This is a genomic window from Deinococcus grandis (assembly GCF_001485435.1).
Taxonomy (GTDB): domain Bacteria; phylum Deinococcota; class Deinococci; order Deinococcales; family Deinococcaceae; genus Deinococcus; species Deinococcus grandis.
Genome location: NZ_BCMS01000001.1, coordinates 2,084,196 through 2,099,467, shown reverse-complemented (window position 1 = coordinate 2,099,467; position 15,272 = coordinate 2,084,196). Strand labels below are relative to the sequence as shown.

General features: G+C 70.0%; 13 protein-coding genes. 9 read left to right on the top strand and 4 right to left on the bottom strand.

The window, feature by feature from the left end; genetic code table 11:
- The first annotated feature begins 51 nt into the window (after positions 1-51).
- Together DEIGR_RS10280 and DEIGR_RS10275 are read left to right on the top strand one after the other, a co-directional pair.
- Positions 52-2,442 (top strand): xanthine dehydrogenase family protein molybdopterin-binding subunit, encoded by a 2,391-nt coding sequence (locus tag DEIGR_RS10280; RefSeq protein ID WP_058976983.1) that lies wholly within the window; start codon positions 52-54, stop codon positions 2,440-2,442.
- A gap of 88 nt (positions 2,443-2,530) precedes the next feature.
- On the top strand, positions 2,531-3,325 hold the full coding sequence (locus tag DEIGR_RS10275; protein ID WP_058976981.1) for an FAD binding domain-containing protein: 795 nt from the start codon (positions 2,531-2,533) through the stop codon (positions 3,323-3,325).
- A gap of 7 nt (positions 3,326-3,332) precedes the next feature.
- Here the strand turns inward: DEIGR_RS10275 and DEIGR_RS10270 are convergent, their stop codons facing one another.
- A complete protein-coding gene (locus DEIGR_RS10270; protein ID WP_058976978.1) occupies positions 3,333-3,872 on the bottom strand; it encodes a hypothetical protein in 540 nt (179 codons plus the stop codon).
- 20 nt (positions 3,873-3,892) lie between these two features.
- Positions 3,893-4,549 (bottom strand): DUF1345 domain-containing protein, encoded by a 657-nt coding sequence (locus DEIGR_RS10265; protein ID WP_058976976.1) that lies wholly within the window; start codon positions 4,547-4,549, stop codon positions 3,893-3,895.
- 74 nt (positions 4,550-4,623) lie between these two features.
- Here DEIGR_RS10265 and DEIGR_RS10260 point away from each other — a divergent pair, with 74 nt between their 5' ends.
- Entirely contained in the window at positions 4,624-4,995 is a 372-nt protein-coding gene (locus DEIGR_RS10260) for an MliC family protein (RefSeq protein ID WP_058976974.1), read from the top strand.
- A 63-nt stretch (positions 4,996-5,058) separates the two neighbouring features.
- The gene (locus DEIGR_RS10255) at positions 5,059-8,202 is read left to right on the top strand and encodes a DEAD/DEAH box helicase (protein ID WP_058976972.1); all 3,144 of its coding nucleotides are present in this window, start codon (positions 5,059-5,061) and stop codon (positions 8,200-8,202) included.
- Positions 8,203-8,802: 600 nt separating this feature from the next.
- On the opposite strand, the gene ftsH is transcribed toward DEIGR_RS10255, so the two are convergent.
- The gene (ftsH, locus tag DEIGR_RS10250; RefSeq protein WP_058976970.1) at positions 8,803-10,626 is read right to left on the bottom strand and encodes an ATP-dependent zinc metalloprotease FtsH; all 1,824 of its coding nucleotides are present in this window, start codon (positions 10,624-10,626) and stop codon (positions 8,803-8,805) included.
- 171 nt (positions 10,627-10,797) lie between these two features.
- Between ftsH and DEIGR_RS10245 the strand changes: the two genes are divergently transcribed.
- The 4 genes from DEIGR_RS10245 to DEIGR_RS10230 all read left to right on the top strand — a co-directional run bounded on the left by DEIGR_RS10245 (position 10,798) and on the right by DEIGR_RS10230 (position 12,763).
- Positions 10,798-11,286: a DUF4384 domain-containing protein gene (locus DEIGR_RS10245; protein ID WP_058976969.1), complete on the top strand. Its 489-nt coding sequence runs from the start codon at positions 10,798-10,800 to the stop codon at positions 11,284-11,286.
- Between the two features lie 79 nt (positions 11,287-11,365).
- Complete coding sequence (locus DEIGR_RS10240; protein ID WP_058976967.1) at positions 11,366-11,731, top strand: nucleotide pyrophosphohydrolase; 366 nt, start codon at positions 11,366-11,368, stop codon at positions 11,729-11,731.
- Positions 11,728-12,264: a YfiT family bacillithiol transferase gene (locus DEIGR_RS10235; RefSeq protein ID WP_119675190.1), complete on the top strand. Its 537-nt coding sequence runs from the start codon at positions 11,728-11,730 to the stop codon at positions 12,262-12,264. Before DEIGR_RS10240 ends, DEIGR_RS10235 begins: the two co-directional genes overlap by 4 nt.
- Positions 12,265-12,277: 13 nt before the next feature.
- The gene (locus DEIGR_RS10230) at positions 12,278-12,763 is read left to right on the top strand and encodes a Nudix hydrolase (RefSeq protein ID WP_058976962.1); all 486 of its coding nucleotides are present in this window, start codon (positions 12,278-12,280) and stop codon (positions 12,761-12,763) included.
- A gap of 4 nt (positions 12,764-12,767) precedes the next feature.
- Here DEIGR_RS10230 and DEIGR_RS10225 read toward each other — a convergent pair whose 3' ends face one another.
- Positions 12,768-14,639: a phosphodiester glycosidase family protein gene (locus DEIGR_RS10225; RefSeq protein ID WP_407638318.1), complete on the bottom strand. Its 1,872-nt coding sequence runs from the start codon at positions 14,637-14,639 to the stop codon at positions 12,768-12,770.
- Between the two features lie 116 nt (positions 14,640-14,755).
- On the opposite strand from DEIGR_RS10225, the gene mglB reads away from it, so the two are divergent.
- Entirely contained in the window at positions 14,756-15,241 is a 486-nt protein-coding gene (gene mglB, locus DEIGR_RS10220; RefSeq protein WP_058976960.1) for a GTPase-activating protein MglB, read from the top strand.
- Positions 15,242-15,272: the final 31 nt, after the last annotated feature.

Here is a 15,272-nt window from a genome sequence, read left to right as displayed (position 1 = left end):
TGGCCCCTCAGATTTTTTGCCCTTCTCCACAGCCCAGGGAGGCATCACCCCATGAGCGAGACCCGGACGGACAAGTATTTCGGTCAGGCCCTCAAGCGCAAGGAAGACCCGCGCTTCATCACCGGTACCGGCAACTACACCGACGACATGGTGCTGCACGGCATGGTGCACGCCGCGATGGTGCGCAGTCCCTACGCGCACGCCAAGATCACGGGCATCAACACCGACTCGGTGAAGGACATGCCGGGCGTGATCCGCGTACTGACCGGGCAGGACGTGCAGGACGCCGGGCTGGGCAGCATCCCGGTCGGCTGGCTGCTGCCGGACCTGAAGACGCCCGCGCACCCCGCCATCGCCCTGACGGAAGCGAACCACGTCGGGGACATCGTGGCGGTCGTGATCGCCGAGACGCGCGCGCAGGCCGAGGACGCCGCCGCCGCGCTGGAAGTCGACTACGACGCCCTGCCCGCCGTGGCGACCACCCACGCCGCGCTGGCCGACGGCGCGCCCCTGGTGCACGACGACGTGCCCGGCAACGTCGCCTTCCACTGGGAAATCGGGGACGAGGCCGCCACCACCGAGGCCTTTGGCGGCGCGGCCCGTAAGGTGCACGTGAAGCTGCGCAACCACCGGCTGGTCGCCAACCCCATCGAGCCCCGCGCGTCCCTGGCGCAGTTCACCCCGGCGGGCGGCGACTACCTGCTGTACACCACCAGCCAGAACCCCCACATTCACCGCCTGATCCTCGCGGCGTTCGTGATGAGCATCCCCGAACACAAACTGCGCGTGATCAGCCCCGACGTGGGCGGCGGCTTCGGCACGAAGATCTTCCAGTACCAGGAAGAGGTCATCGTGCTGCTCGCCTCGCGCCTGATCGGCCGCCCCGTCAAGTGGACCTCGCGGCGCAGCGAGGCCTTCGTCAGCGACGCGCAGGGCCGCGACCACGACACCGAGGCCGAACTGGCCGTGAGTGAGGACGGCAAGATCCTGGGCTTCCGCGTGAACACCCACGCGAACCTCGGCGCGTACCAGACGCTGTTCGCGCCCGCCGTGCCCACGTACCTGTACGCCACCCTGCTGAACGGCGTGTACAAGATTCCCGCCATTCACGCCAAGGTCACGGGCGTCATGACGAACACCGTGCCCGTGGACGCCTACCGCGGCGCGGGCCGCCCCGAGGCCACGTACCTCATCGAGCGGATCGTGGACATGGCCGCGCACGAACTGAACATGGACCCGGCCGAACTGCGCCGCCAGAACTTCATCCAGCCCGACGAGTTCCCCTACCAGACCCCGGTGGCGCTCGTGTACGACAGCGGCGACTACGAACCGGCGCTGGATCAGGCCATGCAGATGATGAACTACACGGCGCTGCGCGACGAACAGGCCCGCATGAAAGGCGGGAAGACGATCCTCGGCGTGGGCCTGATCTCCTTCCTGGAAGCCTGCGGACTGGCCCCCAGCGCCCTGGTCGGGCAGCTCGGCGCGCAGGCCGGACAGTGGGAATCGAGCCTCGTGCGCGTGCATCCCACCGGGAAGGTCGAACTGTACACCGGCAGCCACAGCCACGGGCAGGGCCACGAGACGGCCTTCCCGCAGATCGCCGCCGACGAACTCCAGATCCCCATCGAGGACATCGAGCTCATCCACGGGGACACCGGCCGCATGCCCTACGGCTGGGGCACCTACGGCAGCCGCTCGGCGGCGGTGGGCGGCAGCGCCCTGAAACTCGCGCTGCAGAAGATCACCGCGAAGATGAAGAAGATCGCCGCGCACCTGCTGGAAGCCAGCGAGGACGACATCGAGCACGAGGGCGGCGTGTTCCGCATCAAGGGCGCGCCGGACAAGAGCAAGACCTTCTTCGACATCGCCCTGATGGCCCACCTCGCGCACAACTACCCCGCCGACCTGGAACCCGGCCTGGAAGCCACCGCGTTCTACGACCCGAAGAACTTCGTGTACCCCTTCGGGACGCACATCGCCGTCGTGGAGATCGACACCGACACCGGCCACGTGAAACTGCGCGGCTACGGCAGCGTGGACGACTGCGGCCCCCTCATCAACCCCCTGATCGCCGAGGGACAGGTGCACGGCGGCGTCGCCCAGGGCATGGGCCAGGCGCTGCTGGAGGAAGCCGCGTACGACGAGGACGGCAACCTGCTGGCCGGGACGTACATGGAGTACGCCATGCCCCGCGCGGACGACGTGCCGTTCATCCAGCACGGCCACACCGTCACCCCCAGCCCCCACAATCCCCTGGGCGTCAAGGGCATCGGCGAGTCGGGCACGATCGCCAGCACCGCCGCCGTCGCCAACGCCGTCATGGACGCCCTGTGGCACGAAGCCGGAATCGCGCACCTCGACATGCCCTACACCGCCGAGAAGGTCTGGCGCGCCCTGAAAGACGCGCGGGGCAGCCAGCCGCAGGCCGCCGACGACTGAAGCGTTAACAGTTGAAAGTTGATGGTTGATAGAACCGCCGCCCATCACCTTTCAACCTTCACCCATCAACCCCATCCCGGAGGGATTCATGTATCCAGCCAGTTTCGAGTACCACAAGGCCGAGAGTGTCGATCAGGCCCTCGCCGCACTTGCCGAGAATCCTGACCTGAAGGTCATCGCGGGGGGGCACAGCCTGCTGCCCGCCATGAAGCTCCGGCTGGCGCAGCCGCCCGCGCTGCTGGACATCTGGGGCATCCAGGAGATGAAAGGCATCCGGCGGGACGGGGACCACTGGGTGGTCGGCGCGATGACCACGCACGCGGACGTGCTACGCAGCGAGCTGCCGCTGTTCCCGGAAGTGGCGGGCTGGGTCGGCGACCCGATGGTCCGCAACCGCGGCACCATCGGCGGCAGTCTGGCGCACGCCGACCCCAGCGCCGACTACCCCGCCGCCGCGCTGGCGCTGGGCGTGGAATTCGTCATCCGCGGCCCCGGCAGGGAGCGCACCGTGCACGCCGACGACATGTTCCAGGGCATGTTCGAGAGTGCCGTGCAGCCCGGTGAACTCCTGACGCACATCCGCATTCCCGCGACCAGCCAGGCCAGCGCGTACGAGAAGTTCCGCCACCCCGCCAGCCACTACGCCGTCGTGGGCGTCGCCGTGGTCCGGCACGCGGACGGCAGCGTGCGGGCCGCGTACACCGGCGCGGCCGAGAAAGCGCACCGCCTGAACAAGCTGGAGGACGCCGTGAACGGCTCCCAGGCCGTCCCCACCGGACTGGTCGACGCGGGCGACCTGCTCGGGGACCGCTTCGCCAGCGCCGAGTACCGCGCGCACCTCGTGGACGTCCTCGCCGCCCGCGCCATCGAACGCCTCGGTTAAATCCGATTCAGGGCCAGCGGCATCCGGGCACCCAGCCGGGTGCCGCTGGCCGTTCCAGGATCACGCGCACGCTCACCTCCGGCGGGACATCCACCACCCCCGAGTCGCCCAGCGTGCGGGAGTACCCACCCTCGACCATCGCCGCGACCTCGACCGTCAGAGGACCGTACGACCAGAACTCCGGGAAGTCCGTGTCCGGGTTTCGCAACGCCTGCCAGATCCGTTCCCCCAGCACCTTGCGGTCCCCGGCGGGCAACCCGAAGCAGCGGGTGGCGTACTTGCGCGCCAGTCGTCCCAGGCGACTGCCCAGGTCCGGCAGCGCGTACGGATACGACGGACTCTGCGTGTCGAACGCCAGCACCACCCGCGTCACCTGCCCCCGGTCGCCCGACAGGAGCACGTCCAGTTCACTATCGATCGGCACGATCACCCCACCCCCTTCCGCCGGAACGGTGGCCGCCGAACGGGCACCCTCCAGCAGGACCGGTGTCCGGCTGACGGACACGGGCGCGGCGAGCAGCAGACCGGACAGCATCAGAGGCAGCATGCCCAGACTGTACGCCCCGGCTACTGGATCAGGCCCGCCACGCCGTTGATCGTCACCGCGATGATCACCGTGCCGAACACGAACGACAGCAGCGCGTGCCCCAGCAGCAGGCGCCGCATGGCGCGGGTGTTCAGGTTCGTGTCGCTCACCTGATACGTCATGCCGATCGTGACGCTCAGGTACGCGAAATCCCAGTACGTGGGCTCCTCCAGGTTGCTCTCCCCGTGAGGGAACAGCACGCCGCGTCCGTCCCGGTAGTAGCGGCGCGCGTAATGCAGGGTGTACTCGGTCTGCACGAGCAGCCAGCTCGTGGCGACCGTCCCCACCGCCAGCGCCGTCAGGAGCAGCTCCCGGGTGCCCCTGGCGTCGTGCGCGTCGGACAGCAGGAACACCACGCCGATCAGGCTCACCAGGGCAGCCGTCATGGTGATCGTCCCGGCCAGCGCCCGGCTGTCGTCCTCGCGCGTGGCGAGTTCCCGCGTCCGGGCGGGCCCCGCGCGCATCATGAGAGGCCACAGTTGCGCCATCACGGTCAGCGTGAACGCCACCCAGCCCAGCAGGATCCGCGCCTCCGGCGGCCACACGTGGGGCGTGGCGAGGCCCACCAGCACGCCCAACACGAGCCCGATGAGCAGGCGGCGGGCCGCGTGATGGGGCGGCCGGGCGTTCAGGGTCATGCGCGGAGCCTACACCGGGAGGTTGTCATCCGGCCCTCGTGAAGTGTTCATGGGCACCGGCTACCGTGGAAAGGATGAAACGAGTGATCTTGACCGCCGCTGGACTGCTACTGGGCGTGGCGGGCGCCGCGACGCCGCCCGTGCAGGTCAACTACCGCGTCTACCAGTACGCCTGCACGGGCGGGCAGAAAGTCAGCGTGTACTACGTGCAGTTCGGGGATCAGCCCATGTTCGCCGTGCTGGACTGGAAGGGCCAGAAGTACGGGCTGGCGCAGGCCATCAGCGCCAGCGGCGCCCGCTACGCCAGTCTGAACGGCCCCGCCGGCGCGCGCGGCGGCCTGCAATGGTGGGAACACCAGGGCACGGCGGAACTCAGCACCTTCACCGGGAACAGCACGACCACCACGAAGAGCCTGCTGACCGGCTGCAAGACCGTGCGGCGCTGAGCGGTCCTTCGCTAAGTCTTTTCGCTCTCTGTTTCCGGTGCGGGGGGCGCGTACACTCTTCCGGTGACTGTTGCTGCGCCGAACCTGTCGAAACTGCTGCCCGCCGCCCCGCCCGGAAATCTGCTGCTGCTGCCGCAGGTGGCGCGCGCGGCGCTGTTCGCGGCGTTCCCCGGTCCGGCCGTCCTGCTGACCACCCCCGACCGGCTGGGCAGTTACGCGACAGCCGGGGTGCTGGGCGCGCCGGTCAGCGTGAACCCCGGCCTGCGCGACTGGGACGCCCGCCACGAGCACGTGGTGCTGGACGTGAATACGGCGCTGGACCTGTTCCCGTCCCGCCCGGAGGATCACGCCCTGACCCTGAAGGTGGGGGCCAGCTACCCGCGCGAGTCGCTGCTCTCCCGCCTGGAGCGCCTGGGGTATGAGCGTGGTGAGGAGCCGGGCTTCGAGATTCAGGGGGACACGCTGGAACTGCGCCTGTCGGCCGGGTCGGGTCTGCCCGCCGAGGCCGAGGAGGGCCTGTGGGTCCGCGCGGAGTTCTTCGGGGATGAGCTGGACACCCTGCGCTTCCTGAAACCAGGCGCGCTGACCGGCGAGAAGGCGCAGAGCTTCACGCTGGAACCCACCGCCGAGTACCTGACGGAGGTGAAGTGGGACGCCACGCGACTGGAGCTGCTGCCCGGACGGGTGTTCCTGGATTCGCCGGAGTTCTACGCCTCGGCGCTGGGCGTGCTGATCGACACCTTCTGGCCGAAACTGGCCGGGCGTGAGGTGACCAGCTTCGGCCGCTCGCCGCTGGACCTGCCGGACCTGGATACCGGCCTGACCACCCTCCCGTTCTACCGCGCGCGTCTGAGCGACCTGGAACGCGACGTGAACGAGTGGCGGGGCGCGGACTACCGCGTGATGATCCTCGTGCGGCACGACCGCACCGCCGCGTATCTGGCCGACAAGCTGCTGAACACCCACGAGATCCCGTGGCTGAAGATTCCGCGCGTGAAGGAGGGCGGCCTGGGCTTCCTGCGCGCGGCAGGGGAGGGCGGCTTCGTCATCCCCGAACACAGGACGGTCGTCCTGACCGAGGACCTCATCTACGGCTTCCAGGGCGGCAGCGCCCTGCGCGGCAAGCGCCTGAACGGCAAACCCGTCACGGACGCGCTGGGCCTGCACGTCGGGGATTACCTGATTCACCCCGAGCACGGCATCGGGCAGTTCGAGGGCCTGGAGACCCGCAAGGTGCTGGGCGTCACGCGCGACTACCTGAACCTGACCTACCGGGGCGGCGCGCGCCTCAGCGTGCCCATCGAGCAGCTGCCCGTCCTGCGCCGCCACCCCGGCACCACCGACGACCCGCCCTCCTTGAGTTCCTTCGACAAGAAGGACTGGGCGAAAGCCAAGGAGAAAGCCCGCAAGAACGCCGAGGCGGTCGCCGCGAAACTCCTCGTGCAGTACGCCGCGCGGCAGGTCACGCCCGGCAACGCCTTCCCCGCCCAACCCGAATGGGACAGTCAGGTCGAGGCGAACTTCAAATTCGAACTCACCGCCGACCAGAAGACCGCGCTGAAAGAAACCATGCGCGACCTGGAAAAAGCCAACCCCGCCGACCGCCTCATCTCCGGCGACGTGGGCTTCGGCAAGACGGAGGTCGCCCTGCGCGCCGCGCACCGCGTCGTCGGCCACGGCAAACAGGTCGCCGTGCTCGTCCCCACCACCCTGCTCGCCGAACAGCACACCAGCACCTTCGTCGAACGCTTCAAGGGCCTCCCCGTCCGCGTCGAGGGCCTCTCCCGCTTCACCACCCCCCAGCAGGCCCGGAGCATCCTCGCCGACGCCGCCCAGGGCAAGGTGGACATCCTGATCGGTACCCACCGCCTCCTCAGCGGCGACGTGCAGTTCCGCGACCTGGGCCTGATCATCGTCGACGAGGAACACCGCTTCGGCGTCGGCCAGAAAGAAAAACTCCGCGCCCTGCGCGGCCTCCCCGAGGTGCCCAAGGACGGCAAGCTCGACATCCCCGAGGACGCCCGCGCCGTCGACACCCTCGCCCTGTCCGCCACGCCCATCCCCCGCACCCTCTACATGAGCATGGTCGGCCTGCGCGACATGAGCTCCATCCAGACCCCACCCAAGGGCCGCAAACCCATCCAGACGGTCCTCGCGCCCTTCGATCCGATCACGGTGCGCGACGCCATCCTCAGCGAGATCGAACGCGGCGGCAAGGTCTTCTACATCCACGACCGCATCGCCAGCATCGGCGCCCGCAGCCTCTACCTGCGCAACCTCGTCCCCGAAGCCCGCATCGGCGTCGCCCACGGCCGCATGAACGAAGAAGAACTCGAGGAGATCATGCTCGGCTTCGAACAGGGCGCCTTCGACGTGCTCCTCGCCACCACCATCGTCGAAACCGGCCTCGACATCCCCGAAGCGAACACCATCCTCATCGAACGCAGCGACCGCCTCGGCCTCGCCCAGCTCTACCAACTCCGCGGCCGCGTCGGCCGCCGCGCCCAGACCGCCTACGCCTACCTCTTCTACCCCCCCCGCATGACCGAAAACGCCCAGCGCCGCCTCTGGGCCATCGCCGACCTCCAGGACCTCGGCAGCGGGCACCTCCTCGCCGAGAAAGACATGGAAATCCGCGGCGTCGGCAACATCCTCGGAGAAGAACAACACGGCCACGTCCAGGCCGTCAGCATCGACGTGTACACCGAACTCCTCGCCGAAGCCGTCGCCAAACTCAAAGGCGAAAAGATCGAAGCCCCCGCCACCATCAGCATCGACCTCCCCATCGACGCCCGCCTGTCCCCGGAGTACTTCGCCAGTGCCGATGGACAAGGGGACGAAGAAGCCCGCATCGCCACCTACGGCCGCCTCAGCGACAGCCGCACCCTCCAGGCCATCAGCCGCGTCGAACGCGACCTCCGCAAAAAATACGGTCCCCCCACCCCCGAAGTGCAGAACTTCATCGACCTCGCCAAACTCCGCCTCACCGCCGCCGCCCGCCGCGTCCTCAGCATCGGCGAAACCATGACCCAGATCCAGATCACCTTCGCCTACAAAACCCTCGACTATGACGCCCCCGCCCTCCGCGCCTTCCCCTACAAGACCGAAGTCGTCACCTTCCCACCCAGCGTCAAACTCGACAAGCGCGGGCTGAAACCCAACGACTACGCCCGCACGCTGATCGACCTGCTCGGGTACTTCGGGTAAAAGAGGTTGGGAGGGGGCGCCTGGCGGTGGGCCTCCCTGTTTGAATGGTTGCGCCTGCGGCGGGCTGCCCCACCCCCCAGCCCCCTACCCCAGAGGGGCAGGGGGGGCTTACGTTGGCACTGGGCAAGAGTTTTTACTCGTGCGGCGTGTTTGTGTGGGGCGGTGACGGGTCTGGCCTCGACGCCATCCTCCGCCCCCCGCAAGGCCCGCGCGCTGCGCGCACGACGGCCGGTGGTGATCTGCGATCAGGTGATCAGTGGGACGCTTCGCGCCGCTGATCGACTTTCAAAAGACCGCTCTGGCAGAAGCCCAAAAAGTAGAACCTTCTGGGTCGCACCACGATGTGGGGCCAACCCATCGTCGTGGCAACCGAGCCCGTCGTGCGCGCAGCGCGCGGGGCGCCCGCAGCGACACCGGAGGTCTGCAGACCCATACGTGGCCGAACCCACCAGTCACCCACCCAGAAAGCCGGAGAAATACCTGCCGAGCGCAGCGACCGCTCCCCCTGCCCCCCTGGGGTAGGGGGCTGGGGGGTGGGGAGGCCCGCCGCCAGGCGCAGCCCCACGACGTCACTGCCAAACAGGCTTAGCCGTTACGACCTCACCCCGCGATGCTGGGCGCTGCGGGTGGCAGTGGTTCGAGCGTCTCGCCGTTGAGGAGCGCCGCGAATTCTTCTCCGGTGAGGGTTTCGCGGGTGAGGAGGACGCTGACGATCTCGTGGACGCGGCCCAGGTGTTCGCCGATGAGGTCGGTGGCGCGGGTGTAGGCGGCGTCGATGAGTGTTTTGATTTCGGTGTCGATCTGCGCGGCGGTGTGTTCGCTCATGGGGAGCATCTGGGGGCCGCCGCCGAGGTAGGTGCCCTGGTCGGTGGCGTGGGCGACTTTGCCGATGGTGGGGCTCATGCCCCATTCGGTGACCATGCGGCGGGCGATGCTGGTGGCCTGCTGGAAGTCGTTTTGTGCGCCGGTGGTGATGTCGTGGAAGATGATGTCTTCGGCGGCGCGTCCGGCGAGGGCGACGGCGATCATGTCTTCGAGGGCGGGGCGGGTGACGTGGAGGCGGTCGTCGGCGTCGGGCATCATGTATCCGGCGGCGCGGCCGCGGGGGACGACGGTGAGTTTCGCGACGCGGTTGGCGTGGGGGAGGAGCTGGGCGGCGAGGGCGTGGCCGACTTCGTGGTACGCGGTGACCTTCCGGTCGGCCTCGCGCACGACCATGCTGCGCCGTTCGGGGCCCATCAGCACCCGGTCGCGCGCTTCATCGACATCCCGCGCGGTGATGCGCGTCCGGCCCGACCGTGCCGCGAGCAGCGCCGCCTCGTTCAGCAGGTTCTCCAGGTCCGCCCCGACCATCCCGGCGGTGCGCCGAGCGATGACGCCCAGGTCCACGCTGGGGTCCAGCGGTTTCTTGCGGGCGTGGATGCGCAGGATCATCTCGCGGCCCCGCACGTCGGGGGCGTCCACCACGACCTGCCGGTCGAAGCGGCCCGGGCGCAGCAGCGCGGCGTCGAGGACGTCGGGGCGGTTGGTGGCGGCCAGGATGATGACCTCCTGCCCGGAAGAGAAGCCGTCCATCTCGACGAGGAGCTGGTTGAGGGTCTGTTCGCGTTCGTCGTTGCCGCCCTGCATGTTCAGGCCGCGTTTGCGGCCGACGGCGTCGATCTCGTCGATGAAGACGATGCAGGGGGCGTTCTTGCGGGCCTGTTCGAAGAGGTCGCGGACGCGGGCGGCGCCGACGCCGACGAACATCTCGACGAAGTCTGAGCCGCTGATGCTGAAGTAGGGGACGCGCGCCTCGCCCGCGACGGCCTTGGCCAGCAACGTCTTGCCGGAACCGGGAGGGCCGACCAATAACACCCCGTGGGGGATGCGGGCGCCGAGCTGGTGGTAACGGTCGGGGTGGCGGAGGAAATCGACGACCTCCTGGAGGTCGGCCTTGGCCTCGTCGCAGCCGGCGACGTCGCCGAAGGTGAGTTTGATCTGCCCCTCGCTGATCACCGCTGCCCGTGACCGGCCGAAGTTCGTGGGGTTCGCGCCGCCCTGCGCGCCACGCATGGAGCGCCACAGCACCACGAGGATCAGCCCGGTCAGCACCAGGGGCAGCAGTTGCCCCAGCCAGCCCAGGGTGCTGCCGCCGCCCGTGACGTTCAGGGGTACGTCCGCGGCGCGGATGCGTTTCAGGGTCGCGCCGTCTGGCGGGACGACCAGCGAGCGGACGCGCGTGCCGCCCGCGTCGGTCAGGGTGACGTTGGCCAGTCCGGCGCTGTTCAGGGTGACGCGCGTTACCCCGCCGCCGCTCAGGTCGGCGAAGAAGCGGTTGGTGGTATAGGGCCCGTCCGGCGTGGCGGGGCGGGCGGGCAGCGCGGCCGAGACGCCGAGCAGGGCCAGCAGAAGCAGGGGCAGCAGCCGTCGGGCGGGACTCATGCTGCATCCTACGCCCGAGTGAGCCCTGAACTTGGTGGACAGGCGCACTGAACCGGACGGGGGCAGGCCGGAGCAGGGCCGGGAGTCAGAACAGGCTCAGCGCGCCGGATCACGGCGCTGTGTGAAAGCGGCACTCAGCTTCCGGTCAGTTTCGCGTCATAGGGTGAGGACATGCGCACTGCACTTCTGCTCGGCACCCTGGCCCTGGGCCTCAGCGCCTGCTCCGTCACCGTCCGTCCCAACCTGGGTCTCCAGGGGTCGGGCAGCAACCTGATCACGTCCCTGCGCCCTGACCGGGGCGAGGGCAGCACCTACGCCGTGGGCGAATCGGTGCGCTTCGTGGTGAGCACCCGCGCGGCCGGGTACGTCACCCTGATCGCTCTGCAGGGCAGCGAGGCCAGCACCATCGTGCGCAACGTGTACGTGCCTGCCGGGACGACCGTGTTCCCCCGCGCGCAGGACGGCGTGACGTACAACGTCTCCACCCCGCGCGGCCTGCAGCGCGTCCGTGCGATCTTCACCCGCGTGCGGCCCACCAGTGATCTGGTGCTGCGCGGCACGTACGACGAGGGCCGCTGGAACGCCACGAGCACTGCGTACCTCCAGCCGTACGCCGTGCAGGACCGCGACGTGCAGGAAACCTACCTGTACATCCGCTGACCGCCGCCGACGTGCCGGGGGCCGCTTCCATGGGGGGTGGCCCCCGGTGGCGTGCGGCGCGCGCCGTATGCTGGGCCGCATGAGCCTCACCTTTCAGGAAGCGAGTGCACGGGTGGACGCCTTCATCTCCCAGTTCGAGGAGGGGTACTTCCCGCCGCTGCTGATGCTGGCCCGCCTGACCGAGGAGACCGGCGAGATCGCCCGCGTCATCGCGCATCAGAACGGCAAGACGCCGAAGGCGGGCGAGGACGCCGGGGATCTGGAGATGGAACTCGCGGACCTGCTGTTCGTGACGATCTGCATGGCCAACGAGCGAGGTCTGGATCTGGAGCGCGGCTTCGAGCGGATGATGGCGAAGATCGAGCGGCGCGACGCGACCCGCTGGACGAAGAAGGACGCTCCTCAGGAAGCGGCGGACCGCGCCGCCGAGGAGGGTGCGCTGTGACGGCTGACCCGCGCTACCCGATCGGGCCGATGCCCACGCCCCTGACTCTCACGCCGACCGGGCGGGTGGAGGCGCTGGGGCAGGTGTTCGCGCTGCCCGCGGACCTGTTCGAGGCGGTGCAGGGCCTCTCGGAGGCGCAGCTGGCCACCCCGTACCGCGAGGGAGGCTGGACGGTGCGGCAGGTCGTGCATCACGTCGCCGAGAGCCACATGAACGCCTTCATCCGCCTGAAGCTGGCGCTGACCGAGGACAACCCGGTGGTCAAGCCGTACGAGGAGGACCGCTGGGCGACCCTGGCCGACCACGAGCTGGTGCCGGAGGTGAGCCTGAACCTCATCGACGCGCTGCACTCGCGCCTGGGGATGCTGTTCGCGTCCCTGGACCCGCAGGGCGACGACTGGGCGCGGCCCTGGACGCACCCGGCGCAGGGCCGCACGTACAGCGTGGATACGCTGCTGGCGATGTACGCGTGGCACGGGCGGCATCACGTGGCGCAGATCACGGCCCTGCGCGAGCGGATGGGCTGGTCGTGACGGGGGTGGGCTGATGCAGTTCGGCCCGGAGCTGCACACCCCGGTCTCGCACCGCGCGGCGGGTGTGGTCGTCCTGAACGAGGCGGGCGACATCCTGCTCGTGCGGGAGCGGGGCGTGCCAGGGCAGCGCCAGAAGGCCGGGCTGTGGCACATCCCCAGCGGGACCGTCGAACCCGGCGAGAACCCGCAGGACACGGCGGTGCGCGAGGCCTGGGAGGAGGCGGGCGTCCGCGCGGGCCTGCTGACGTTCCTCGCGGCGTACCTGGGGCACTTCCCGGACGGCGAGCCGGTGCTGCGACACGCGTGGCTGGCCGAGGCCCTGCCGGGGTCGACCTTCACGCCCACACTGCCCGACGAGGTGCTGGAGGTCCGGTTCGTCCCGGAGGCCGAGTTCGACGCGCTGTACGTCGCCGGGCTGATCCGCATGCACCACACGAAACTCTTCTACGAGGACGCCCTGCGCGAACGCGGGCGTCAGGTGCCCGCCCCGACCGGCTGACGGGTCAGCGGCGCGCGGCGGGCGAGGCGTCGGCGCGCGGCACGAGCACGATCGCGTTCGGGACGGGGCGGCTCCAGACGGTGTTCAGATACCCGCCCAGGTTCGCGTACCCGCCGGTGACGAACGCGGTGGCGCTGCTGCCGCTGTCCAGCCGTACGGCGTCCCGCACGCCCGCCCGGGCCAGCGCAGCGGCGAAGGCCTCGGGGCTGCCGTGCGTCAGGAACGCGATGGTGGGCTGACCGGCCAGCGTCCCGAACGCCACCTGCCGGGTGGGCCGCCAGATGCTCGCGGCGGTGTTGAAGCCCTCGCGGGCCGGGTCGAGCGCCACGCGGCCCCCCTGCACGAGCAGCGGCCCGGCGCTCAGGGCGTCCGTGGCGGCGTCCCAGCCGCCGTCCGCGCGCCAGTTCAGCGCCGTGCTCAGGGGGGCGCCCGCCGTGCGGGGTAGCTGCGGGAACCGCGCCGGGTCGAAGGTGAAGGCCAGTGTGCCCGCCGGGGGCGTCACCACGCCCGTCAGGGCCGACCCCACCGCGGCCGCGCCGGGGGTCACGAGCAGGGTCGTCAGGCGGTCCGCGCCGACGCGGGTGCGCCCGTCGCCCACGAACGCGGTGAGCAGGGTCGGGTCGGCCTTGGCGCGCACGCTGTTCACGGTCACGCTGAACCCCGCGCCGCTCAGGACGTAGCGGGGCCGGGGGTAGCCGAAGAGGGTGTCGCCCTGCGCGGTGAAACCCAGCGTGGCGCGTTTTTCCAGGCTGGGCGCGGTCATCAGGCCGCCCGTGGCGACCAGGTCCACCGGCAGGTGCGTGCCCGGGTCGAAGTACCCGCCGTTCACGCCCGCCACGCCGCCCACGCGCCTGACCAGGTCGGCCACGCCGCTGGCCTGCCCGGTCGGGGCGCTCACCACGCGCGGCTGGTAGACCGCCGGGTCGAAACTCAGCAGGTGCAGGTTCCCCAGCGGCCGGTACGTCACGCCGTCCGGCAGGGCGTCCGGGTCGACGGGGGGCGGCACGGTGCTGTCGAGGTAGGTGGTCGTGTCGATCACGAGGCGTTCGGGGTTGTTCAGCGTGAAGATCTCGCTGCGCCCGCCCCCGGTCGTGAGGCCCACCGACGCGCCCTGCAGCGTCTGCGTGAGGGTCAGGGTGTCGCCCGATTCGAGGGTCTGCGTGCTCGGCGTGACCGACACGCCACTCAGGGTGACGGTCAGGCCGTTCTGGAGGCGCGTGACGCTGCTCTGGGCCGCGCCGCTGAGTTCCAGCACGACCCGCTGCACCTCCACCGTGCGGTGCAGGGTGCGGCTCACGCGGACGGTGTCCAGATTCACCGCGAAGGTCGGCTGAGGCTGGGGGTGCGGCAGGGGAGAGGGGGCGGGCACCGGCGCCGGGGTCGTGCCGCTGGCCCCGCCCGGCGTCTGCGCCAGATCCGGCGAGGGCGGCAGGGTCGCGGCGGGCACGCTGGCGGGCGCCGCGAAGTCCAGCAGGGCCGGCGTGTCCGCCAGGACGGACAGTCCCAGCGCGTTCAGGGCCGCCAGGGGCACGAACAGACTGCCGCCGCTCAGCTGCGGCACGGGCAGTTTCGCGCCTGGCGTGAAGCTCACGGCCCGCCAGCCGGTCGCGGGCGCGTAGCGCAGTTCCCGCGCGCCCAGCAGCAGGCGCAGGTCCGACGGGTCGTTCCGGACGGTCACGCCCAGGCGCGGCAGGGTCCACACGGGCAGCATCTCCCCGCCGGGCAGCGTGACGGTGCCCACCGACGCGGACTGCAGCACGCCGCCGATCGCCACGGGGCGCGCGCCCGCCAGCCCCAGCAGCGCCGAGCCCAGCAGGGCGGCACTCAGGATCAGGGTGGGCGTGCGGCGGGCGGGGCGGAGGCGGGGCGCGGTCACGCCGGGGAGTGTAGCGCCCCCCTGCGCGCGCGCTGGTGAGCGTCCCGTCAGCTTCATGATCGTTGCGCAGGCGCAGTGACGAGCTTGTATGAAATGTGTTTTTATACTTGAATCATATGATCGAACCTTCACTGGCGCTGTACGGAGACGCCTTCGAACGCGTCGACGGCCTCATTCAGGAACTTCTCGACACCACCGGCGTCCGCTACGGCCTGCTGGTCGACCGCAAGGGGTTCGTCCTGTCGCACAAGGAGGCCCTGTGGGCGCCCCGCCCGCCCGCGCTCGACAGCGTCGCCACGCTGGTCGCCAGCAACGCCGCCGCGACCGCCGCGCTGGCGAACATGCTGGGCGAACGGACCTTCAGCGAACAGATCCACCAGGGGGAGAACGGCACCCTATACGTCGAATCGGTCGGGACGGACTCGCTGCTCACGCTGATCTTCGACGCGAGCGTGCCGCTGGGCAAGGTGAAGGTGTACGCCAAGAAGAGCATCACGCAGATCGCCGCGATCCTCGACGAACTCAAGGACATCCCCCCGGTGCAGCTGGGTGAGGACTTCAGCGCGGGCGCGACCTCGCTGCTCGACGACCTGCTGGGCTGACCCGCCCCGCCCTCCCCGCGACCCCTCAGCC